The organism is Sinorhizobium sp. BG8 (assembly GCF_016864555.1).
Taxonomy (GTDB): Bacteria; Pseudomonadota; Alphaproteobacteria; order Rhizobiales; family Rhizobiaceae; genus BG8.
Genome location: NZ_CP044011.1, coordinates 4,119,381 through 4,142,869 on the forward strand (window position 1 = coordinate 4,119,381; position 23,489 = coordinate 4,142,869).

At 61.6% G+C, this 23,489-nt stretch carries 13 protein-coding genes and 1 pseudogene; 8 read left to right on the plus strand and 6 right to left on the minus strand.

The features are described from left to right. Positions 1–36 precede the first annotated feature (36 nt). Positions 37–918, plus strand: coding sequence for a sugar phosphate isomerase/epimerase family protein (locus tag F3Y30_RS19235; protein ID WP_203424276.1), 882 nt, complete (start codon positions 37–39; stop codon positions 916–918). A 103-nt stretch (positions 919–1,021) separates the two neighbouring features. Here the strand turns inward: F3Y30_RS19235 and F3Y30_RS19240 are convergent, their stop codons facing one another. Together F3Y30_RS19240 and F3Y30_RS19245 are read right to left on the minus strand one after the other, a co-directional pair. Then, entirely contained in the window at positions 1,022–2,251 is a 1,230-nt protein-coding gene (locus F3Y30_RS19240; protein WP_203424277.1) for an MFS transporter, read from the minus strand. A 580-nt stretch (positions 2,252–2,831) separates the two neighbouring features. Continuing rightward, entirely contained in the window at positions 2,832–7,967 is a 5,136-nt protein-coding gene (locus F3Y30_RS19245) for a hypothetical protein (protein WP_203424278.1), read from the minus strand. A 564-nt stretch (positions 7,968–8,531) separates the two neighbouring features. On the opposite strand from F3Y30_RS19245, the gene F3Y30_RS19250 reads away from it, so the two are divergent. The 3 genes from F3Y30_RS19250 to glf all read left to right on the plus strand — a co-directional run bounded on the left by F3Y30_RS19250 (position 8,532) and on the right by glf (position 13,231). After that, positions 8,532–10,523: a glycosyl transferase gene (locus F3Y30_RS19250; RefSeq protein WP_246752809.1), complete on the plus strand. Its 1,992-nt coding sequence runs from the start codon at positions 8,532–8,534 to the stop codon at positions 10,521–10,523. Positions 10,524–10,636: 113 nt separating this feature from the next. Further along, positions 10,637–11,890, plus strand: coding sequence for a hypothetical protein (locus F3Y30_RS19255; RefSeq protein WP_203424280.1), 1,254 nt, complete (start codon positions 10,637–10,639; stop codon positions 11,888–11,890). 183 nt (positions 11,891–12,073) lie between these two features. Further along, on the plus strand, positions 12,074–13,231 hold the full coding sequence (gene glf / locus F3Y30_RS19260) for a UDP-galactopyranose mutase (RefSeq protein WP_203424281.1): 1,158 nt from the start codon (positions 12,074–12,076) through the stop codon (positions 13,229–13,231). Between the two features lie 122 nt (positions 13,232–13,353). Here the strand turns inward: glf and F3Y30_RS19265 are convergent, their stop codons facing one another. From F3Y30_RS19265 to F3Y30_RS19275, 3 genes are all read right to left on the minus strand, one after another. Next, complete coding sequence (locus F3Y30_RS19265) at positions 13,354–14,382, minus strand: class I SAM-dependent methyltransferase (RefSeq protein ID WP_203424282.1); 1,029 nt, start codon at positions 14,380–14,382, stop codon at positions 13,354–13,356. 140 nt (positions 14,383–14,522) lie between these two features. Then, positions 14,523–14,897: a DUF488 family protein gene (locus F3Y30_RS19270; protein ID WP_203424283.1), complete on the minus strand. Its 375-nt coding sequence runs from the start codon at positions 14,895–14,897 to the stop codon at positions 14,523–14,525. A gap of 228 nt (positions 14,898–15,125) precedes the next feature. Beyond that, on the minus strand, positions 15,126–16,547 hold the full coding sequence (locus F3Y30_RS19275; RefSeq protein ID WP_203424284.1) for an FAD-binding oxidoreductase: 1,422 nt from the start codon (positions 16,545–16,547) through the stop codon (positions 15,126–15,128). A 400-nt stretch (positions 16,548–16,947) separates the two neighbouring features. Between F3Y30_RS19275 and cysD the strand changes: the two genes are divergently transcribed. The 3 genes and pseudogenes from cysD (at position 16,948) to cysQ (ending at position 20,578) form a co-directional block, all read left to right on the plus strand. Further along, positions 16,948–17,847, plus strand: coding sequence for a sulfate adenylyltransferase subunit CysD (gene cysD, locus F3Y30_RS19280; protein ID WP_203424285.1), 900 nt, complete (start codon positions 16,948–16,950; stop codon positions 17,845–17,847). Between the two features lie 2 nt (positions 17,848–17,849). Further along, positions 17,850–19,750 (plus strand): annotated as a pseudogene (cysN, locus tag F3Y30_RS19285) (sulfate adenylyltransferase subunit CysN). Positions 19,751–19,801: 51 nt separating this feature from the next. After that, positions 19,802–20,578, plus strand: coding sequence for a 3'(2'),5'-bisphosphate nucleotidase CysQ (cysQ, locus tag F3Y30_RS19290; RefSeq protein ID WP_203424286.1), 777 nt, complete (start codon positions 19,802–19,804; stop codon positions 20,576–20,578). A 42-nt stretch (positions 20,579–20,620) separates the two neighbouring features. On the opposite strand, the gene F3Y30_RS19295 is transcribed toward cysQ, so the two are convergent. Further along, positions 20,621–21,532, minus strand: a complete 912-nt coding sequence (locus F3Y30_RS19295) for a methionyl-tRNA formyltransferase (RefSeq protein WP_203426686.1) — start codon at positions 21,530–21,532, stop codon at positions 20,621–20,623. 681 nt (positions 21,533–22,213) lie between these two features. Between F3Y30_RS19295 and F3Y30_RS19300 the strand changes: the two genes are divergently transcribed. Next, the gene (locus F3Y30_RS19300) at positions 22,214–23,458 is read left to right on the plus strand and encodes a hypothetical protein (protein ID WP_203424287.1); all 1,245 of its coding nucleotides are present in this window, start codon (positions 22,214–22,216) and stop codon (positions 23,456–23,458) included. The last annotated feature ends 31 nt before the right edge of the window (positions 23,459–23,489 follow it).

Sequence of the window (23,489 nt, forward strand, 5' to 3'; positions counted from 1 at the left end):
ATCCGCACCAGGCCAGAATCAACAAGGACTTCAGCCATGCCAAACGACGACAAACTGATATTTCACTCGATGGCCTCGAAGATGAATACATTGGCGATCGACATCGACATTGCACGAACGGTCGGATTTGACGGCCTTGAAACATCCGGTCCGAAGATCGCAGCATTTCTTGACGCCGGTTTCACCCAGGTGGAGTTGAGGCAGCGCCTCGAAGGACTTTTATTGCCCGGCATCGGCTTTCTCATCGACCTCGAACGGCAGGGAGACCAGCGGGACGACATGCTGCTGGAAGCCGAGAAGCTGTGCCGGCTCGCAGTTGCAGCTGGAGCAAAGGGTATCGAAGCGATTACCGGCCCTCTGGATCTTCGCGTGTTCGAAGCTGGCTCCGCCGAGCGCCATCCTGAACTGTACCGGGGCCTCATCGATCGCCCGAGAGATCTCCAGACGGCTCTGACCGCCGAGAATTTGCGGGCCGTGGCGGACATCGCCGCAGGTCACGGCCTTCTGGTCTACCTCGAGGCGCTTTCGTGGACGCCGCTGAATACGATGGACGCACAGATGCGCGTCATTGATCTCTGCGGGCGCGACAACGTGCGCGTTGTCATAGACTTCTGGCACTCCTTCACGTCGGGCGACACGCCGGAGCGTATCGCGCGCCTGGACAAGGACCTTATCTACGGAGTGCACGTTTGCGATTCATTGCCCTTTGCGGGCGGAATACCGAATGAGGCTATTCTTCGCGACGTTCCGACAGGAAGCGGCGTACTCGATCTTAAGAGCTGGGTCGATGCCGTCAAAGCCACAGGGTACAAAGGCTGGTGGAGTTGCGAGCTGTTCTGCAATCGCCAGCATCAGGACAACAGCTATGAAGTGGCCGAGGGACTGAAAAAGCTGATGGAACGCCTGATCTTGGAGTGAGGTGACGCGCCTCGCGCGTCGGCTCGATAATCGCCATTTCACCCCTCCCCGGCGATCGGAAATGCCGCGGAGGGACTTTATCGCCCGCGTCGCTGAACTGCGTTCACGCGGGGTTTTCGCTCAAGCGTTCCTTCTTTTGAAAATCCTTGAGGCGTCGGCCGACAAAGAAAGTACCCGCTGAGATCAGTGCGAACGCCACGGCAATGAGCCCGAGACTGACTGTCAGGCTCGAGACCTGCGCGATAAACCCAAGCACGGCGGGACCGAGCAGGAGGCCCGTATACCCCATGGTTGTGACGATCGACATCGCCCTTCCTGCTGCACGCGAGCCGATCCTGCCGGCCGATGCGAACACCGCCGGTATCATGTTGGCCACGCCAAAACCGCAGAAAGCCAGGATGACCAGGCTTACTCCAACGCTCCTGCCAAACAACATTGCAGAAAGCGAAGCGGCGCAAACGATTCCGCCAAATCGCAGAACATTCACGTGTCCTACTCTTCTGGTCACGGAGTCACCGACCAACCGGCCGAGCGCCATCGCAGCCGCAAAGATCGCAAAACCGTAGGCACCGACACTTTCCGAAGCGCCGACCGTGTCGACGAGATAGACCGCCGACCAGTCCATGATTCCGCCCTCCGCGAGAAACGCCAGGAAGGCGATGATCCCGAACATGAAGACGAGCACAGTTTGCGATGAATTCAGTTTGGCTGCAGCGCCGGAAGCAGCGGTCTTCGCGGCATGTGTACCGTGGTGGTCGCTGTTCCTGGCGAACAACAGTGTCGCCAGCGCCGTAAGCACCACCAGAACTCCCGCTCCGCCCAGGCACTCATGCAATCGGCCACCATAGGTCACGATCATTCCGACAAGAAAAGCGCCGATGATGTTGCCGATACTGAACAAGGCATGGAACGAAGACATCAAGTGCCTGTCGGTGTCGCGCTCGATCTCGGAAGCTTCAATGTTCATGGAAACGTCGAGCGTTCCAAAGCCAGCGCCAGCAACGAACAGGAGCATCCCTAGCGACATCAGACCATCTACGAAAGGAACCAGAAATATGGCGAGGCCGAACGCCACACTCCCACAGAGGCTCAGCGCATAGCTCGTAAAGCGGTCACTGAACCGACCGACATTCACCATGAGGACGATCGCCCCGAAGGCAAAACACAGGAGCAAAGTTCCGAGTTGCGCCTTGTCCAGGCCCATCTTTGCGGAAAGCAGCGGCAGGCTCGAAGCCCACGCCCCAATTCCGACGCCGCCCGCAAGGAAGAGAAGGCTGCAACGCACGCGCTTCGAGCTGCGGACGGTGTCAACGGAAATTCCATACTTGGCCATGCAGATAAACCCAAATCGTCGCCATAAATGAAGAGGTGCGGTTGTCGACGCAGGCGAACGGACAGAAACCTCGATTCCAGCCGTTCTAGTGCGTGGCTGGCAAGAAGCAAGCTCGCACTGGTCATTCTTGTAACGCACGCTGATGCACCCGGCGACCTGCGACCCCTCCCTCGCTTCGCTCCATCTCCGATGTGCAGGCTGCGCCGACGTCTTGCCACCATCTCCGTAAATGCGAAATCGTGGGCGTTTCCATGGCGCTTCGAGCCACATCTTCACCAGAGGCATGCTGCCAGGACGATGGGGGAGAGAAATGGTTCGCCCATCCGGCGCCGGAATTATCGTGCTTGCTGGGGAGAGCTTCTTCCAGCTGGATCGGAGTCTCCGGCCGGTCGCCCGGTCCGGTTCAGAGAGATAGCTGGTCGCGTACCCGTGCCGCCCGCCGGCTGGCGTCGCAATTCCCGCCAAACCGCACCAGGCCCTCTCACGCCAATTGCACGGCGCCCTTTTAGAAGAGCGCCGTGCAACGATGGCATAGCTGATGGATGCGTTGGTGGCGCGGCCGGAGCCGCGCCGCCCTCTATTAGATTGCCTGGTAGGCAGCGATGACCGCCGCAACCTGATCCGTGTCCAGTGCCTGCAGCTGGGACGTCGACAGAGCCTGCAGCTGATCGCTGTTGAGGATCGTGATGTCGTCCGTGGACAGACCCGACAGTGCCTTGACGCTTATCGCCGCGATATCGTCGGTCGAGAACGTCGCAATGTCTTCCGTGGACATGGCGGCGATGGAGGCCGACGTGAGGGCTGCGACCTGAGCGGAGGTCAAAGCCTCTACCTGGGCGGAGCTCAGAGCGTCGATCTGGGTGGAGGTCAGAGCTGCCACCGCCTTCGTGTTCAAGGCGACAACCTGGTCAGTGGAGAGCGTGCCGATGCTCTCGGTGCTCAGGGAGCCGATCTGCGTTGCGCTGAGCGCGCCGACCTGCGTGGTGCTGAGCGCCCCGATCTGGTCGGAGGTGATTGCACCGACCTGGCTCGAGGTCAACGCAGCGACCTGGCTCGTCGAGAGGGCACCAATCTGGCCGCTGGAGAGCCCTGCGACCGTAGCCGTGGACAGTCCCGAAAGCGCCTTGGCGCTGATTGCGGCAATATCGGCCGTGTCGAACGTTGCCATGTCGTCCGTGGACATTGCGGCAATGTCTTCCGAGCTCAGGGCGGCGATCTGCGCGGTCGTCAGGTCGTCTACCTGATCGGAGGTCAGAGCCTCGATCTGGCTGGAGCTCAGTCCTGCGATCTGGGTCGTGGACAGGCCGGCGATCTGATCCGACGAGAGCAGCGCGATGTTGTCGGTGCTGATCGCCGTCAGCTGCGTTGCCCGGAGAGCGCCGATCTGCGTGGAGGTAAGACCTGCCAGCTGATCAGTGGTCAGGGCACCGAGCTGGCTCGAGGTCAGCCCTGCGACCTGGCCCGTCGTCAGAGCGCCGATCTGGGCGCTCGACAGTGCTGCGAAGGTGTCGGTGGACAGCCCAGCCACAGCCTTTGCGCTGATAGCCGCGATGTCTGCGGTATCAAACGTTGCGAGGTCTTCCGTCGACATGGCGCCGATTGCGGTCGAGCTCAGTGCTCCGATCTGCGCGGTGGTGAGACCGTCGATCTGGTCGGAGGTGAGTGCCCCGATCTGGCCGGAGGTCAGAGCGGCGACCTGTACCGTGCCGAGCGCGCCGATCTGGTCGGACGAGAGCAGTGCCACGTTGCCGGTGCTGAGAGCTGCGACCTGTGCTGCGCTGAGGACGCCGATCTGTGCCGAGGTCAATGCTTCGGCCTGGTCGGAGGTCAGAGCACCGATCTGGCTCGAGCTCAACACCTTGACCTGGCCGGTCGTCAGGGCAGAGATCTGGTCACTGCCGAGGGTCGCCAGGCTGGCGGTGGAGAGGCCCGAGACAGCCTTCGTGGAGATCGCAGCGATATCGGCGGTGTCGAAGGTCGCGAGGTCCTCGGTCGACATCGCGGCGAGCGCAGCCGAGCTGAGGGCGCCGATCTGCGCGGTGGTCAGATCGTCAACCTGATCGGAGGTCAGAGCGCCGATCTGGCTGGAGCTCAGTCCTGCGATCTGCGTCGTCGTAAGGGCACCGATCTGGTCGCTGGAGAGCAGAGCGATGTTGTCGGTGCTGATTGCCGAGAGCTGCGTCGCCCGGAGAGCGCCGATCTGCGTGGAGGTAAGACCTGCCAGCTGATCAGTGGTCAGGGCACCGATCTGGCCGGAGGTCAGCCCTGCGACCTGGCCCGTCGTCAGGGCGCCGATCTGGGTGCTCGAGAGAGCAGCGAAGGTGTCGGTGGACAGCCCAGCCACAGACTTTGCGCTGATGGCCGCGATGTCTGCGGTATCAAACGTTGCGAGATCTTCCGTCGACATGGCGCCGATTGCGGTCGAGCTCAGTGCTCCGATCTGCGCGGTGGTGAGACCGTCGATCTGGTCGGAGGTGAGTGCCCCGATCTGGCCGGAGGTCAGAGCGGCGACCTGTACCGTGCCGAGCGCGGCGATCTGGTCGGACGAGAGCAGTGCCACGTTGCCGGTGCTGAGAGATGCGACCTGTGCTGCGCTGAGGACGCCGATCTGTGCCGAGGTCAATGCTTCGGCCTGGTCGGAGGTCAGAGCACCGATCTGGCTCGAGCTCAGCACCTTGACCTGGCCGGTCGTCAGGGCAGAGATCTGGTCACTGGAGAGGGTCGCAAGGTTCGCCGTGGACAGGCCCGCCAGAGCCTTCGTGCTGATCGCGGCAATATCGGCGGTGTCGAACGTTGCCAGCTCGTCGGCGGACATGGCGGCGAAGGCAGCCGAACTCAGGGCACCGATCTGGCCGGTGGTCAGGCCAGCGATCTGATCGGAGGTGAGAGCTCCGAACTGGGTGGAGGTGAGGCCGGCGATCTGGCTCGTCGTGAGAGCTGCGATCTGGTCACTGCCGAGCGCTGCAATGTTGTCCGTGGAGAGACCCGACAGGGCCTTCAGGCTGATTGCAGCGACATCCGCCGTCGAGAACGTGGCGATATCGTCCGAGGTCAGTGCGGCAAGGGCAGCGGAGCTCATCACGGCGACCTGCGCGGTGGTGAGTGCCTGGACCTGGTCGGTATCCAGAGCCTCGAACTGCGCGGACGTGAGGGCCGCGATTGCCTTGGTGCCAAGCGTTGCGATCTGGTCGGTGGAGAGTGCGGAGATGTTATCCGTGCTCAGTGCCGCGACCTGGATTGCGCTCAGTGCGCCGATCTGAGCCGACGTCATGGCGCCGAGCTGATCGGAGGTGAGAGCCGCGATCTGGCCAGAGCTCAGCGATGCAACCTGGGCCGTGCTGAGCGCGGCGACCTGGTCGCTTCCGAGTGCTGCGAAGTTGCCGGTCGACAGACCCGACAGGGCCTTTACGCTGATCGCGGCGATGTCGGCGGTCGAGAACGTCGCCATATCTTCCGTGGACATTGCGGCGAAGGCAGCCGAGCTCAGCGCGCCGATCTGCCCGGTGGTCAGGCCGTCGATCTGGTCGGAGGTGAGAGCGCCGATCTGGGTGGAGCTCAGGCCTGCGATCTGGCCAGTCGAAAGTGCCGAGACCTGATCAGACGACAGTGCGGCGATGACGCCGGTGGAAAGTCCCGACAGCGCTTTCACGCTGATCGCGGCGATATCTGCGGTCGAGAACTTCGAAATGTCTTCCGAGGAGAGGACTGCGAGGTCTTCCGAACCCAGTGCGCCGATCTGCGTGGAGGTCAGAGCCTCGACCTGGCCCGTTGTCAAAGCGTCGAGTTGTGCGGAGGTCAAAGCTCCCACGGCCTTGGCAGTAAGAGAAGCGACCTGGTCCGTCGAGAGCGCGGTGACGTTGTCGGTGCTGAGTGCAGTGATCTGCGTCGCGCTCAGGGCAGCGAGCTGCGAAGAGCTCAATGCGCCAACCTGGTCGGACGTCAGCGCGCCGAGCTGGCCGGAGGTCAGGCCAGCGATCTGGGCCGTGGTCAGCGCTCCGATCTGGCTGCTCGAAAGCGTGGCAAAGTTGTCGCTCGTCAGTCCGGCCAGAGCCTTCACGCTGAGTGCAGCGACATCGGCGGTCGAGAACGTTGCCAGATCATCGGTGGACATGGCAGCGATTGCAGTCGAACCGAGTGCACCGATCTGGGCAGTACTGAAGCCGTCGATCTGGTCCGAGGTGAGAGCGTCGATCTGCGCGGACGTAAGGGAGCCGACGATCTTTGCGCTCAGAGCGGAGATCTGGTCGCTGGAGAGGGCGGCGACGTTGCCCGTGCTCAGTGCAGCGACTTGCGTTGCGCTAAGGACGCCGATCTGTGCGGAGGTCAATGCGCCGATCTGGTCGGAAGTGATTGCCCCGATCTGGCTCGATCCCAGTGCCTTGACCTGACCGGTGCTCAGGGCAGCGATCTGGTCGCTTCCAAGCGCGGCAAGGTTGGCGGTGGAGAGACCCGCGAGGGCTTTCACGCTGATCGCCGCGATGTCGGCGGTCGAGAATGCAGCCAGGTCCTCGGTGCTCAAGGCAGCGATGGCAGCCGAGCTGAGCGAGCCGATCTGTGCAGTGCTGAGAACACCGATCTGGTCGGAAGTAAGAGCATCTACCTGTGCGGACGTGAGCGCAGCAACAGCCTTCGTGCTCAGCGAACCGATCTGGCCGGTCGAGAGCGTCACGAGGTTGTCGGTGCTCACTGCTCCAACTTGCGTTGCGCTAAGGGCGGCGACCTGCGTGGTGGTCAGAACGCCGAGCTGGTCCGAGGTCAGAGAGCCGACCTGGCTCGAGCTGAGGGCAGCAACCTGGGCCGTCGTCAGGACGGCGACCTGATCCGTGCCGAGAGCCGAAAGAGTGGCCGTGGACAGGCCCGACAGCGCCTTCACGCTGATCGCTGCGATATCTGCGGTCGAGAACTTCGAGAGGTCGTCCGAGGACAGGACTGCGAGATCCTCTGCAGTGAATGCAGCGATCTGCGCGGAGGTCAGGGCCTCGACCTGATCGGAGGTGAGTGCATCGAGCTGGGCCGAGGTCAATGCCCCTACAGCCTTGGTGCTGAGCGTGGCGATCTGGTCCGTCGAGAGCGCTACGATGTTGCCGGTGCTCAGTGCAGCAACCTGGGTGGCGCTCAGGGCACTCATCTGAGCCGAGCTCAGCACGCCCATCTGGTCGGTCGTCAAGGCGCCGATCTGGCTGGTCTTCAGGGCTGCGATCTGGCCGGTGGACAGGGCGGCGAACTGGTCGGTGGAGAGCGCTGCGAGGTTGCCCGTGGACAGGCCTGCAAGGGCCTTGGCGCTGATCGCCGCAATTTCGGCGGTGGAGAAGGTTGCGAATTCGTCCGAGCTAAGAGCGGCAATCGCGGAAGAGCTCAGGGCGCTGATCTGTGACGTGGACAGACCTTCGATCTGTGCGGAGGTCAGGGCTTCGAACTGGGTGGAGCTCAGAGCTGCGATCTGGGCGGTGGCAAGGCTTCCGATCTGCGCCGAGTCCAGGATCGCCAGCTGGTCAAGGCTGAGACCCTTGATCGCCGTCGTCGATACCGCGCTAAGCTGCGAGCTGCTGAGGGCAGCGAAATCTTCCGTCTCAAGGGCCGCGATCTGGGCCGAGCTCAGCACCTTGATCTGCGCGGTGCTCAGGGCCGCGATGTCGCTGGTGTTCAGAGAAGCGATTGTTGCAGTGGAAAGCGACCGGATCTGATTGACGGTCAAGGAGGAAATGATCGAAGTCATGAACGCGCGCCTATGATGTTAGCCCGTGGCCGTTCGACTCGACGCCACCATCGGCTTCGACCCGTTCAGCGCCCAGTGGGACGGAAACAATGTTGCATGGAACATGGCTCGCAGGAGCCGGCGCGTTGGAATGGCATCATGCATCCAGAGCGCCTAGACGCCCTGATTCCTACGCGTATGACGCGATCGTCTTGCCGGGAGCAAGAACGTTTCACCGAGAACTGGCTGCAGTGCCTCGACGAGTCGCGTTCCTTAAGAGAAACCTTGCGCAACATTTATCCATCAGTTTCTAATTTTGTGTTAACGGCTCGTAAGGAATTCGGTGTTCCGGATTTCGCGAAGCGCTCATTTTTGGGGGATTCGTTTGATGTAAGGACAAGCGCCTTGAGTGGGCGCACGGGGGCCGTTCACAACAAAACGACAAGCTCAAGGCAAGTTAGCACCGATAGAAAGAGAAATGACGCTTTCGCGCATCGTTGCAACTCCAGCTGTGAAGCCGCCTGCACCCGGGATGTCCATGACCATCAACAACGCATCAGACTTCGTTTCCCCCGCGCTGGCCTGTTGGAGCGGGCGCGTAATCAGACCCTCCCCCTCGCCGAAGTATTCCAGATCGCCGAGGGCCTGAATGCAGCCGGACAGCGGGCGCAGGCAGCGGAACTCTACAAGAGCTGGATTGCCTTCAACGATGGCAATCCCCTGCTTCACCTCGTCTACTTCAACTATTCCGTCACTCTGCGGCAGTTGGGCGATATCGCCGGCTCGATCCACGCCCTGCGCGCCTGCCTCAAGCTCGACCCGAAGTTCGGCCCCGCGCATATCAACCTCGGCCGGGCGCTTGAGGATTGCGGTCTGGCCGGCCAGGCCATCCAGCAGTGGCGGAGCTATGCGGAGGCGACGTCGGAAGTCACGCCCGACAGGCTGGGTCATCGCCTGATGACGTTGCAGCACATTGGTCGCGTTCTCGAGGGCGCCGGCATTCTGGAGGAGGCTGAAGCCGCCTTGTGGCAGGCGATCGAGTTGCAGCCCGACAGAACAGAGGCAGGCCAGCACTGGACGTCGCTCAGGCAAACCCAATGCAAGTGGCCGACCCTGGTGCCGTCGCTTCATGTCACGGCGCGGCAATTGCTGGACGCCATGTCCCCCCTCACCCTCGGCTGCTACTCCGACGACCCACTGTTCCAGCTCGCCAAGGCCTATCGCTACAACAAGTCACTTGTCGGCCGACCCGACCTCAGAGGTTTCCCGCGCAAGCCGCCACGCCAGAAGTCCGGCACCGCGCAGCGACTTCGCATCGGCTACGTCTCTTCCGATCTGCGCGATCACGCGGTCGGCTTTGCGTTGAGCGAAGTTCTGGAATTGCACGACAAGAGCAGCGTCGAGATTTTCGCCTACTACTGCGGCGAGGCGCGCGTCAACGATCCCACGCAGGAGCGGATCAAGAGGGCCGTCGATTGCTGGCGCGACATCAGTGCGCAAGGCGACGAGGAAGCGGCCGCGCAGATCTTTGCCGATGAAATCGACGTTCTCGTGGACGTCAACGGTTACACCAAGCACGCGCGCACGAAGATCTTCGCGTATCGCCCGGCACCGGTCATCGTCAATTTCTGCGGCTATCCCGGTTCGATGGCCAGCCCGTTCCATCAGTACATCATCGCCGACGAACACATCCTCCCGCCTGAGAACGAGATCTACTATTCCGAAAAAGTGCTGAGGATTGCCTGCAACCAGCCGATCGACCGCAAACGGCAGATCGGCGCGCGCCCCAGTCGCGCCGAGGCCGGGCTACCCGAGGACGCATTCATCTTTGCCTCCTTCAACGGCATGAAGAAGATTACAGCCAATTGCTTTGCCCGCTGGATGGCAATCCTTTCGGGGACGCCTGGAAGCGTGCTCTGGTTGCTCGGCGGAGATGCGGGCGTCAATGAGCGCCTGCGAGAAGCAGCAACCCAGGCCGGCGTGGCGCCAGAGCGCCTCATCTTTGCGTCCAAGGCCTCCAATCCGAACCATCTCGCCCGGATCGGCCTCGCGGATCTCTTCCTCGACACTTTCCCCTATGGGGCCCATTCCACCGCGGCGGACGCGATCACCATGGGATTGCCGGTGCTCACGATTTCCGGGAAGAGCTTTGCCTCGCGCTTCTGCGGCAGCATCGTTTCGGCGGCCGGCGTTCCGGAGCTGATCTGCAGCGGCCCCGACGAGTATGTCAGCCGGGCCATCGCCTTTGCACACGACCGCCAGAGCCTTGCAGAAATCAGGGAGTCGTTGCAGCGCCAGCGCGAAACCAGCGCATTGCGCGACATACCGGGCCTGGCGAGCCGTCTCGAAGAACTGTTCTGGCAAATGCAGGGAGAGGCCGAGCGTGGAGAAACGCCCGTACCGGACCTTCAGAACCTCGACATCTACTACGAAATCGGTGCCGAGATCGTCCTGCAGAACATCGAGTTCGAGGACGATCATAGCTACAGACAGCGCTATCTCGAAAAGCTGACCGAATGGGACAACTACGCTCCGCTCGCACGCGATTCCCGACTGTGGTCGGAACGGAAGGCTTAGGCGCCTTCAGCGCAGCATTGGTTGAAAGTTGAATTGCCGGAATGTTTTCCTCGCCGCGGCGGACGCTAGCGAGGCGGCTTCAGGCGGCATCGGTTGAAAGCGACGAGGACAGCATGACTCCAGTTATTCTGGTAACATTTGCCGGACGGCAGAAACGAATGGAGATCCTGACGCAATATATCCGCAAGGCGATGGATGACGGCATCATCGACGAGTGGCATATCTGGGACTTTACCCGTTCCGCCGAGGATCATGACTGGGTTACACGCGAGTTCGGCCCGGTTCGGTTCATGGGATCCAAGGCCCCGTATCAGTTGAAAGGAACGGTCACGCCACGTTCCTCCTTCCGGACGAATGCGAGAATAGACAACGACCTCCATATTGCCGTTCTTCCGAATGGCGACACGGACAGCTGCTTTGAAATCGTGGTCGGTGGCTGGAACAACACCCATTCGGTCGTCCGCAAGATCAAACCCGATAACCTGAAGAATTTCGAACGCGCCGAGGCATCGACCATCTGGAGCAGATCGACGCCCAGTGTTCTATCGCCGAGCATGCCAAACCAGGTGATCCTCACGGTCGACTCTGCGGGCGTTCCCACACTTCAGGTCAATGGCGTGGCCATCGGCCGCTGGCCCGACCTTGATTTGAGCGCCGGAGCCAGGGTCATGGTACGCGGCGGATGGGGTGCCGATCTGGAGCTTTGCGACGTGAGCGCCCGCGTGCAGCGCTATGTCGGAAATCCGAACGAGAAGATGCCCTACTGGCAGGCCTATGACTACTACGCAAAGAGAGTGCAGAAATTCTCCGATGCGATTTTCCTGAAATGCGATGACGACATCGTCTATGTCGATCTGGAGAAGCTCAACGGGTTTATCGAGTTCAGACGGGCCAACCCGAACTACTTCGTGGTCTCCGCCAATGTGGTCAACAATGGCGTATGCGCCTACTGGCAACAGGAAGGCGGATCGCTTCCCGATGATCTCGGACATTTCGAGCGCCCACCCGGCGGATTTGGCGGAAGCCTGTGGGAAAGTGCCGAGCGTGCGACCCGGCTTCACGAGTTCTTCCTGCAAAAGAACGACAAGCATCTGCCGTTGCCGGACGATGTTATCGAGTGGAGAGAGCGCCAGTCGATCAACTTCATATCATGGCTCGGGAAAGACCTCCTGCACATGGCGCTCCCGAAGGGAGACGACGAGTTCGCCCTGACCGTCGACCTGCCTGCCTTCCTCAACAGGCCCACCGCCATCTACGCTGACTTTACCGTGAGCCATTTGAGTTTCGGCCCGCAGGAAAGAGGTCTGGACCTCGATCGATTGATCAGCGGGTATGACGCATTGATGCGCGACAAGCTCGCGCTATAGCGGCCGATCCACGGTTCGCGCCGCAACGATGGGAAACCAGGGTCCAGTGTCCAAAGCTACGATGGCAGACATTCATCCCCGGGTCCCGCGCGGCGCAACCGGGGTCAGCGCACGGACGGTAGGGCGCGCTGGATGCTGCTACCGGGACTTCACACGGGAACCATCGGATAGGACTGGCTTCGAATGCACGTGAATGAAAAGATTGCTGTGATTGGAGCCGGCCTCTCGGGTGCGGTCATCGCGCGTGAGCTCGCCCAGGCCGGCTACGAGGTCGAAGTCATCGATACCCGCGACCACATCGCCGGAAACTGCCATACCGAACGCGACAGCGAGACCGGGGTGATGGTCCATGTCTACGGTCCGCACATATTCCATACGGACGATGCAGAAGTGTGGGACTATGTGAACGGCTTCCAGACGTTCATGCCCTACAAGAACCGCGTCAAGACGACGAGTGACGAGCAGGTCTATTCGCTGCCCGTGAACCTGCACACGATCAATCAGTTCTTTGGAAAGACATTCAGGCCCGACGAGGCACGCTCCTTCCTTGAGGAACAGGCCGACAAAACCATTGCGGAGCCGGAGACATTCGAGGAACAGGCCCTGCGCTTCGTCGGGAAGGACCTCTATGAAGCCTTCTTCAAGGGCTACACCCAAAAGCAATGGGGTTGCTCGCCCACGGACCTGCCGGCCTCCATCCTGAAGCGTCTTCCCGTCCGCTTCAACTACGACGACAACTACTTCTTCCACAAATACCAGGGGATGCCCGAGAACGGCTATACGGACATGATCGGGCGCATTCTCGATCATCCCGGCATCGCGGTGAGACTTGGAACGCACTTCAAGCGCGGCGAAGGTCCGGACTACGAGCATGTCTTCTATTCCGGTCCGCTCGACGGCTATTTCGACTACGAGCTTGGCCGGTTGGGATATCGCACGCTCGACTTCGAGCGCTTCACCTATGAGGGTGACTATCAGGGCTGTGCCGTCATGAACTATGGCGATGTCTCGGTGCCCTACACGCGCATTACCGAGCACAAGCATTTCTCTCCGTGGGAAGAGCACAAAGGCTCCGTCTGCTATCGGGAATTCTCCCGCGCCTGCGGCCCCGAGGACGTCCCCTATTACCCAATTCGCCTGGTCCAGGAAAAAGAGCAGCTGGCGCAATACGTCTCGCGCGCCGAACAGGAGACATCCGTCACCTTCGTCGGACGCCTTGGCACCTATCGCTATCTCGACATGGACGTGACGATCCGCGAGGCGCTCGACACCGCACGGCTCTATCTCTCCAGAAAGGTTGAGAAAGCCTCAATGCCGGTATTCCTTCACTCGCCAGTGTAAGCGCGAGCGGATCTGGTGAAGGATTGCCCCTCACCTTGAGCGCGTCGCCGGCGGATACCATCGGCGGGCTTGATCCGGAGCATGTCGCGATCCCAGGGGACCGTCTCCGGCACGGATACTCCCTACGGCTCCAGGAGGAACATGCTCGCAGGCGTGCGCGGCAGTGGCCTCACGGTCGCGCTCCGAAAGCCGGCGAGCCGACCCATCTCGGCGAGTTCCTTCTCCGTGTAGGCATCACCCTTCGGCGTCGTGACGAGCATTTCCCATGAGAACGCTGCCGGGAATGGTGGCGAAATCCGGTCGTCGTTCGGAACGAACTCGACACCCGCGACCCGACCTTTGGCGGACAGGCTGGCCCTGACCTTCGTGAGCAGGTTCACGCATGTGTCGATATCGAAGTGATGAAGGAAGTTCGGCAGCAGCACGAGATCGTAGTCCCCGCCCCAGTCCACGTCGAAGGCGCTGCCCGGCAGCGGCCGGTAGCGGTCGGCGATCCCGGCCTCCTCGGCATGCTCTTGCGAAAGCGAAAGGACGGAAGCCCAGTCCACCGCAACGATTTCCGCGGCAGGAAACACCTTGCCCATCTCGATCCCGAAGAACCCCGGCCCCGCCGCTATATCAAGGATTTTCCTCGGCGCTTCTCCCATAACCGCGACCTCGGCCGCTAGGCCCGCAGCGGCGCCACGCGTGAAGGGACCCATGGCGCGGGCGAACTTTACCCAGACCGGATTGTCAGCCGAGATATTCGCAAGGCCAACCGAACCGCCATTGCGGACGATCGCTGCGGGGTCATCGAGAAAGAGGCGAACCATTTCGGGTGCGGCAATAAATTCGATGGCGTCTCCCAGATAGCTGGGAGAACGACGGTCGAGGAAAGCGATGGTCGAGAGCGTCGGTGTGTAGCGGTCGACGGCCTTTGTCAGGAAGCCGTTTACGACGAGACAGTCACAGAGAATGCGGATACCGCGTTCGGCGGCCCCGAGCGCCGTGGCGACCGATTGCGCGCTGCCCCCTTCGGGACCCAATGTGGTGAAGAGATCAAGCTCGATCGCTGCCTTGATCGCTCCCGTCCTTCGCACGGCAAACATTGCTTCGACAAGGAGGATGGGCGAGATCTCGTCTGCTGCCGTCTCGTCTACGGTGGTCGACATCAGCTGCTCCCATGTTTCCCAGAAAGATATAGGCTCGAGAGTGTATGGATCGCGCTTTCGCATCGGACTTCTACGGCGGTGGATCCTACCAGATTTCTCCGCCCACCGACGGTTGCCTGCCCTACCACATCGGACGTAGATCAGCCGCCCGCGGCAAGCTGACCCTCCAGCCACTCTTTCAGCGCCACGGCATTGTTCCGCTCCTCGTCACGAGCGGCATAGAGAAGCGTCACCGGGCCCTCCCCTATGTGGAGCAAGAGGTCAGCGACGGCAGCCTGTGCCACGGCTTTCTGAAGCTCTTCGGCATAGGCGACGCGGAAATCCTCCCACGCCTCCGGCCTTCCATGAAACTGCTTGCGCAAGGCATCGCTCGGAGCGATGTCCCTGAGCCAGAGGTCGATGCGTGCCTTTTCCTTGGAAATGCCGCGCGGCCATAGACGGTCGACCAGAATACGCATCCCGTCCTCCACGGCCGGGGGCTCGTAAATACGCTTGAGGGAGATGCCTTCCGTCATGCAGCCTCCCGGCAATTGCGGTTGCACTGCCGCAAGGATCGCTTTTCCAAGGGCATTTCCACGGTCCGTAGCTGCCGCAGAACGCGAAAGATCGCGCGCCACGTCAACAGCACCTTGCCCGAGAAACGCGGCAGGGCCGACCGCAGACGCGGCCGGCCCTCGAGCGAAGTTTTGCGCAGACACACACGGCACCCGTCCGGACCCGCAAGCCTCAGAATGTGCCCACTCCTATGCGGGAAGGACATTCTGGTTCATTCGGAAGAGGTTCTGCGGATCATAGCGCCGCTTGATCTCTGCGAGACGGCGGTAGTTGGCGCCGTAGGCAGCCTCGACACGATCGACCTCGTCGGACGGCATGAAGTTGATGTACGCCGTGCCTGCAGAATAGGGCTTGGCTGCCTCGAAAAGCTTCCGTGCCCAGCCGATGCAGGCCTGGTCCATCTCCGGCTCTCGCCAGCGGGCGTGCACGTTCATCACGAAGTGCGAACTACGCTGCGGGAAAGCGGTCGAGTCAGCCGCGATACGGCCGGCAACTCCACCGACATGACCGATGAATATCTCGCATTCCGGTCCCGGAAGGTTCCGCACCGCATCGAGAAGAATATCGATCGTCGCATCCGAAAGCTCCATGAAATCGTGGCTCTTCCAGTAGTTGCGGGCGCCGGGGGCCAGCAGCGGATCGAATGCCTGTTGCCATCCGGCGAACGGGCTGGGACCGACCACGTCGGCGATCGGGGTACCGATGGATCGGAGCGCGGCGGTCTCCCTCTCGCCCGTCTGAAGGTCACCGCAATGGCACATGGCCAGCACCAGGATTTCCTTGCCGTGCCACTCGGCCGGCAGGAAAGGCAATGGGGGTGCCTGGCGCATGACGGCCCAGCAGGTGAGCTCGTCCGGCGCATTCTCGAGCGCCTGCCTGTACTGCTGGAGCACGCTCTTTGCATCGGCGAAGGGGTAAACCACGAGGCCCGCAGTCACCTGTGGCCCGACTTCGTGGAGCTTCAGCTCGAAAGCGGTGACGATGCCGAAATTGCCGCCGCCCCCACGCAGGGCCCAGAAAAGATCAGCGTTCTCACCAGCACTTGCCCGGACGAGCTCGCCATCCGCTGTCACGACGTCGGCCGAGACGAGATTGTCGAGCGTCAAACCGTACTTGCGGGTCAGCCATCCGAAGCCGCCGCCAAGCGTGAGCCCCGCCAGCCCGGTGGTAGAGTTGATACCCGTCGGCACCGCAAGGCCGAAGGCCTGGGTTTCGCCGTCGACATCCGCAAGCGTTGCGCCGGGTTCGACCCAGGCCCGTTTTGATGCCCTGTCGACCCGAACGGACCGCATGCCCGACAAATCGATCATCAGACCGCCGTCGCACACCGCATTGCCCGCGATGTTGTGACCGCCGCCTCGAACCGCCACGAGCAAATCGTTGTCGCGCGCGAAACGTACGGCGCGTATCACGTCGGCAGCTCCTGCGCACCGTGCGATCAGCGCAGGCCGACGATCGATCATACCATTCCAGATAGCGCGCGCCTCGTCATAGGAAGCATGCTGGGAATCGAGCAGGTCTCCCCGCTGCTGCGCCGCGAATTCCTCGATTGCAGCGGCGCTGATCTTGGTCTTTCCGGCATGCAAGTTAGTGAGGCTCATATCGTTCATGATTGGCTCCTCCACGTGAACCATTGCCCCAGCGAGCGGCATCTTGCGCCTTTCCACTGACCCAGGCAACGGGAATGCGGGCGGTGATGTGATGGTGGTCACGATCGGTTCGGCGGATCGTTCAGGCCGTGCGGAACCTGTCGGGAGCGGATGTTGGCGCCAGCGGGCTGGACAACGAGGCCTGCCGTTACTAAACAGTCGGCGTTCGCAAACAGGGACGCGAACGAGCTTAAATCGCGGGAACATCCCTGCAATTTCCGTTTGGCCGCTTGTTTCGAGTTCAATAATATACAAGATAGTTTTTTGGGGACTTCCCCGCGAAACGCGGGTTTCAAGTATAGATTGACAACAACGGCATCGGATTGATTGCAGGTTTATCGTCTAGGAGCAATCGCAGGCTATGCCCCTTACTCATCTTGAGCGTCTGGAAGCGGAAGCGATCCATGTCTTCCGCGAGGTTGCCGCCAATTTCACGAATCCGGTAATGCTGTATTCAGTCGGCAAGGATTCGTCCGTCATGCTTCATCTGGCGATGAAGGCGTTCCATCCGGCCAAGCCGCCTTTTCCCTTCCTGCACGTGGACACCACCTGGAAATTCCGCGAGATGATCGCATTCCGTGACCGGATGGCGGCCGAGCTGGGCTTCGATCTGCTCGTCCACATCAACCAGGATGGCGTCGCTCAGAAGATCTCGCCCTTCACCCACGATTCGACCGTCCACACCCACGTGATGAAGACGCTCGGCCTGCGCCAGGCGCTCGACAAGTACGGCTTCGACGCCGCCTTTGGCGGTGCGCGGCGCGACGAGGAGAAATCACGCGCCAAGGAGCGTATCTTTTCGTTTCGCAACACCAGCCATGGCTGGGACCCGAAGCGCCAGCGGCCGGAGATGTGGAAGACCTACAACACCCGCGTCGGCCCGGGAGAATCGATCCGCGTCTTTCCGTTGTCGAACTGGACTGAGCTCGACATCTGGCAGTACATTCTCAAGGAGGATATCCCGATCGTCCCCTTGTATTTCGCTGCAAAGCGCCCGGTGGTCGAGCGCGACGGCATGCTGATCATGGTGGACGACGAGCGCATGCCGCTGACGGCCGAGGACCGTGTCGAGAATCGTCTCGTCCGCTTCCGCACGCTCGGCTGCTATCCGCTGACAGGCGCGGTGGAGTCGGATGCCACCTCGATCGAGGAGATCGTGCGCGAGATCCTGACGGCGCGGACGTCCGAACGGCAGGGCCGCTTCATCGATCGCGATGAGGCAGGCTCGATGGAAAAGAAAAAACGCGAAGGCTATTTCTGATCATGGACGTTCTCTCCGCCAAAGATCGCAGCGCCGTTCGCGCATACATCTCCGAACAGGAACAAAAGTCCCTGCTCCGCTTCCTGACCTGCGGCTCCGTCGACGACGGGAAATCGACACTGATCGGCCGCCTGCTCTACGACACGAAACTGCTCTTCGACGATCAACTGGCTGCCCTTGAACGCGACAGCGCGAAACACGGGACGACGGGAGAGGACATCGACTTCGCGCTCCTCGTCGACGGCCTCGAGGCCGAGCGTGAACAGGGCATCACCATAGACGTCGCCTACCGTTTCTTCGCCACGTCGAAGCGGAAGTTCATCGTCGCCGACACGCCCGGCCACGAGGAATACACCCGCAACATGGCAACGGGCGCCTCGACGGCCGACCTGGCCATCGTGCTCGTCGACAGCCGGCAGGGGATCCTGCGACAGACGCGCCGGCATTCGTTCATCGCCTCGCTGCTGGGAATTCGCCACATCGTGCTCGCGGTCAACAAGATCGACCTGGTGGACTACGATCAGGCGGTCTTCGACAAGATCGTCGCCGACTACAACGATTTTGCGCAGGATCTCGGCTTCGAGACGATCTTGCCTATCCCGATGTCGGCGCGTTTCGGCGACAACGTCACGGCACCCTCGGAAAAAATGCCCTGGTACCGGGGGCGACGCTGCTCGACCACCTGGAGACCATTCCGATCGAGAACGACAACCGGAACAAGCCCCTGCGCTTTCCGGTGCAGCTGGTACTGCGACCCAACCTCGATTTTCGCGGCTATGCAGGACAGGTCGCGTCCGGCCAAGTCAGCGTCGGCGACAAGATTACCGTCGCCAAGTCGGGGCAGGTGTCCACGGTCCAGCAGATCGTCACGCGGGACGGCAACCTCGAGACCGCGGTCGAGGGTCAGGCGGTGACCATCGTGCTTGAGGACCAGCTCGAGGTGTCGCGCGGCAACATGCTGGTGGCACCCGACTGCCGTCCGCACGTGGCAGACCAGTTCATGGCTCATGTCATCTGGTTCGATTCGAATGCGCTGATGCCCGGCCGCAGCTATATTCTGCGGACCGAAACGGACAGCGTCGCTGCCACGGTGACCTCGCTCAAGCACCAGATCGACGTCAACACCTTCGCGCAGCAGGCGGCGAAATCTCTCCATATGAACGAGATCGGCGTCTGCAACATCGCGACCCAATCGCCCCTCGTGTTCGATCCCTACAAGGAGAACCGCACGACGGGGAATTTTGTGCTGATCGATCGTCTGACCAACGCCACCGCCGGCGCCGGGATGATCGACTATCCGCTCCGCCGGGCACTCAACGTCCACTGGCAGGCACTCGACATCAACAAAGAGTCCCGCGCCCAGCTGAAGCACCAGAAGCCGGCTGTGCTCTGGTTCACGGGCTATCCCGGCTCTGGCAAGTCGACGATCGCCAACATGGTCGACAAGCTGCTTCACGCGCGCGGTAGGCACACCTTCTTGCTGGACGGCGACAACGTGCGCCACGGCTTGAACAAGGATCTTGGTTTCACCCAGGAGGACCGGGTAGAGAACATCCGCCGCATCGCGGAAGTCGCGAAACTGATGACCGACGCCGGCCTCATCGTCATCGTCTCGTTCATCTCGCCCTTCCGGTCCGAACGGCGCATGGCGCGAGAGCTCTTCGAGCCCGGCGAATTCGTCGAGGTCTTCGTCGACACGCCGCTGGAAGAATGCGTCCGGCGCGATCCGAAGGGTCTCTACAAGAAGGCGCAATCGGGCGAGATCGCCAACTTTACCGGCGTCAGTTCGCCCTACGAGCCGCCGGAACATCCCGAAATCCATCTTCACACTGTCGGGCACGAACCGGTGGAACTGGCCCTCCAGATCGAGGAATTCCTCGAACGGGGAGCACATGAGTCCTGAACGCGGCCTGGTGTCCCGCAATGCAGCAGCACCTGAGAGCGAGGAAAAGGAATGCTCGACGTACTGGAAAGAGCGGCGCTGAAGGCAGGCAAGGCCATTCTCGAGGTCTACAATGCCGGTCCCAACGTGGAGTACAAGGATGACCACTCCCCGGTCACGGAAGCCGACGAGCGGGCCGAGCGCATCATCCTCGAGGAACTCGCTGCCGCCTATCCGGACATACCGGTCGTTGCGGAGGAGTCGGTTGCCGCAGGCCACGTGCCGGACGTGGGCGGCCGGTCCTTCTTTCTCGTCGACCCGCTGGACGGCACCAAGGAGTTCATCAACAGGCGCAGCGACTTCACCGTCAACATCGCCCTCATCGAAAACCAGATCCCCGTGGCGGGCATCGTCTACGCGCCCGCCCGCAAGATCGCCTACACGGCCGAGAACCGCACGGCCGCCATGTTCGACGTGAACGACGATTTCGAAGCCGTCAACCGGCGCCCCATCCGTTGCCGTGGCGAGAGTAGCGCCCCGGTCGCTGTCGCAAGCCGGCTGCACAACACCCCGGAAACTGAAGCCTTCCTGAAGGAAAACGCGATTGCCGACTGCACCTCGGTCGGCTCTTCGTTGAAGTTCTGCCTGGTCGCAGAGGGTCTGGCCGATGTCTACCCCCGCTTCGGCCGTACGATGGAATGGGATACGGCGGCGGGCGACGCGATCCTGCGCGCAGCAGGCGGACGCGTCACGCTGCCGGATGGCACCCCCCTCACCTACGGAAAGACCAGCCAGGCTCACGACAGCGACTTTGCCAACCCGAATTTCGTGGGATGGGGCTCGCCGTAAAAGCACAGGCAGGCCCGCCTCTGCTCCAGTCTTTCGCCTCGCTCAGCGACCGTCCGCCAACTTGCAATGCATAGGTGGGCGTTTTTCGAGCGGCGACCGCCATTCCTGGATGTCAATGCAGCGCCCGTCGCCGCACAGCACCGCGAAGCCCTTCTCCGTGTAGGCCTGCACCTGCCCAACGATCCCGATGTACTGCGGCGCTTCCGGGAGAAAGGTGGCGCCGTCGATGTGAATCTTCGTGCCGCCGTGAAAGGTGAAGGCTCCGGGATAAGGATCGCCGACGGCCCGAATGAAACGCAGGACTGTGGATGCCGGCCAGCGCCAGTCGATGAGGCCGTCCTCCGCCGTGCGCTTCGCACAGATCGACGCCATGCCGTGGTCCTGGGGAATCCGCGGAGCCGATCCGGCCTCGATGAGCGCGACGGCCTCAGGCACCATATCCGCGAGGTTCTGCACGTGCTTGGCGTAGAGGCTCCGCGCCGTCTCGTCACTCGCCACCAGAAAGAGCCGCTGAAGCAGGATCGGGCCGGAGTCTACGCCTTCATCGAGCCAGAAGAGGGTGGAGCCGCTGGTCTGCTCGTCCTGGAGAATGGTCCAGGGGATCACGCCGCGCCCCCTCAGTCGCGGCAGGGCTGCGGGGTGAAAGCCGACGCTCCCCCCTCGCGCCACGGCGCGGAACGGCTCCCTGCAGACCTGCGACCAGCCAATCACCAAGGTGAGGTCAGGGTCAACCGCCCTCATGGCTTCCAGTGTCTCCGGTGAGTTGATGTTCGTTGTCTCGAAAACCCGGCTGCCGCAAGCGCGGGCCAGAGACCTCAGGTCGGAGAAATCGGAATGCCTGTGCGCCGCCTCGCGGGGCAGGGTGATGACCAGAGCCGGCGGCCGGCCGGCCCGCACGAGCGCTTCCAGCGCCACCCGAGAGGTTTCGACCGCACCCACGAATACAATTCGCATCATGTACCGCCCAGATTGGAGCAATGAACCGCGACAGGAAGCCGCGAGCGGATTTGATCGACGAAATATAGATCCAGACAACCGCAGAGATATTCTGCGAATGAGATAGAGTTTCTGAAGTCTAGAGCGACGTTATCTCAACAAAATCAAACACTATTTCAAATTCTCTGTCCAGAGCCGGATTGCGCGAAACACATCTCGCGAGTTTGGTTCGGAGGGCTTCCGGTAGGACCGCAGTCGCATTGCCGCGTCGCATGCCCCGAACTGTCCATCCACTCGCGATTTATTGTTCCATGCACCCCCTCCAATCTATTGAATATCGCCAAAAAAAACGTCACCGTGGCGTCGATATGTGCCACAGGTTGCGCATAGGCTGGAATTCCCGAGACATGCCGACAAGGAAGCCTTCGTAGAACGCGGCGCATCTGGAGCGGCAACTACCCGCAGGACAGGGAATAGGCCTGAGGAGGCTGCTCGATGGAAAAGTCTGCACGAATTGCCGGCAGCAGCGGGAGTGCCGCTTGCCGGAGAAACCATTCCCGAGCCGGTTCTAGCCCCGTTTATCTCGGGGCCTTTGCGCTCTTCCTGTCATTGCTGGCCCCTCTTTTGTCCGAGGATCGATCCGCCGCACTCGCCAACGACGGTGTCCCCGCTTTTCCGGGAGCAGAAGGCTTCGGTAAGATGACCCAAGGCGGCCGAGGCGGACAGATCATCGACGTCACCAACCTCGACGATTCCGGTCCGGGCAGCCTGCGCGCCTGCGCCGAGGCGGAAGGTCCGCGAAACTGTGTGTTCCGGGTGTCCGGGGTGATCCGGCTGGAGCGCTCGATCGTCGTGCGCAAGGATAGCAGCAACCTGTCGATTCTCGGCCAGACGGCGCCTGGATCCGGTATCGTCATCACGATCGACGCGACGAACGAAGACAAGAAACACACACCGCTGTATATCCGTGGCGCCAACGACGTCATCGTCCGCCACATTCGGGTGCGTCCCCGCCTGCCGAATACCGTCAGCAACATAGACGGCCTGACAACCGAGAGCAGCGCACGGGTCTATGTCGACCACGTCTCCACCTCATGGGCGACGGACGAGAACATCAACACGCATGCCAACTCAACCGAGATCACGATCGCGAACTCCATCTTCGCCGAAGGCCTCAACAAGCACAGCAAGTGCGCGCTGCTCGGCTCCGATCCTCGGATTCCGCAGCAGCTTACCTTCTGGAAGAACCTCTGCCTGTCCAACCGCGACCGCAATCCGGACAACAACCATTACGGCGACTCCTGCATCGAGATCGTCAACAACGTCTTCTTCAACGCCCGCTCGGAATGGGCTGAGATCTACTCCCAGTTTCCGGGCGGCACGCCGATTTCCTTCGTCGGCAACTACTTCAAGGCCGGCCCGAGCACCGACGACAAGACATACGCGCTTCGCTGGAAGCCAGCCGACAACCAGGCTACGCCGAAGATCTACCAGTCGGACAATGAGACCTGGACGCCATCCGGCAAGACAATCGAGCTCATCGGACCGGACACGCAGCAATTCATGGTCGACAAGCCACCTTGTGCGCTCGCCATCGACAAGGTGCTGCCGGCCAAGCAGGCCTATGACGAGGTGCGCGCAGGCTCGGGCGCTTTCCCGCGGGACGCACTCGACAAAGCCTGGATCGAGGATCTCGGCGACCAGGGCAAGGAAGGTCGCGGCAAGATGGTCATGGAATCGCGGGAGCTTCCCGAAGTCGACGCCGGCACGCCGTACAAGGACGAGGACGCAGACGGAATGGCTGACAGCTGGGAGGCCCAGTCCGGAGCCGAAGTCGGCGTGAACGATGCCTGGACGGACGCCGGCAAGGACGGATGGACCCGCTTCGACCTGTTCATGCAATGGCTATCCGAGGAACGCATCGCCGGCCGCTATCCGCAATAGCGGCCATGTCATGAGAGTAAGCTTCCATGCC

What these genes read in the sequence shown, in the direction of transcription:
- F3Y30_RS19235 (WP_203424276.1), top strand. Translation starts at nt 37, where the DNA reads ATGCCAAACGACGACAAACTGATATTTCACTCGATGGCCTCGAAGATG.
- F3Y30_RS19240 (WP_203424277.1), bottom strand. Translation starts at nt 2,251, where the DNA reads ATGGCCAAGTATGGAATTTCCGTTGACACCGTCCGCAGCTCGAAGCGC.
- F3Y30_RS19245 (WP_203424278.1), bottom strand. Translation starts at nt 7,967, where the DNA reads ATGACTTCGATCATTTCCTCCTTGACCGTCAATCAGATCCGGTCGCTT.
- F3Y30_RS19255 (WP_203424280.1), top strand. Translation starts at nt 10,637, where the DNA reads ATGACTCCAGTTATTCTGGTAACATTTGCCGGACGGCAGAAACGAATG.
- glf (WP_203424281.1), top strand. Translation starts at nt 12,074, where the DNA reads ATGCACGTGAATGAAAAGATTGCTGTGATTGGAGCCGGCCTCTCGGGT.
- F3Y30_RS19265 (WP_203424282.1), bottom strand. Translation starts at nt 14,382, where the DNA reads ATGTCGACCACCGTAGACGAGACGGCAGCAGACGAGATCTCGCCCATC.
- F3Y30_RS19270 (WP_203424283.1), bottom strand. Translation starts at nt 14,897, where the DNA reads ATGACGGAAGGCATCTCCCTCAAGCGTATTTACGAGCCCCCGGCCGTG.
- F3Y30_RS19275 (WP_203424284.1), bottom strand. Translation starts at nt 16,547, where the DNA reads ATGAACGATATGAGCCTCACTAACTTGCATGCCGGAAAGACCAAGATC.
- cysD (WP_203424285.1), top strand. Translation starts at nt 16,948, where the DNA reads ATGCCCCTTACTCATCTTGAGCGTCTGGAAGCGGAAGCGATCCATGTC.
- cysQ (WP_203424286.1), top strand. Translation starts at nt 19,802, where the DNA reads ATGCTCGACGTACTGGAAAGAGCGGCGCTGAAGGCAGGCAAGGCCATT.
- F3Y30_RS19295 (WP_203426686.1), bottom strand. Translation starts at nt 21,532, where the DNA reads ATGCGAATTGTATTCGTGGGTGCGGTCGAAACCTCTCGGGTGGCGCTG.
- F3Y30_RS19300 (WP_203424287.1), top strand. Translation starts at nt 22,214, where the DNA reads ATGACCCAAGGCGGCCGAGGCGGACAGATCATCGACGTCACCAACCTC.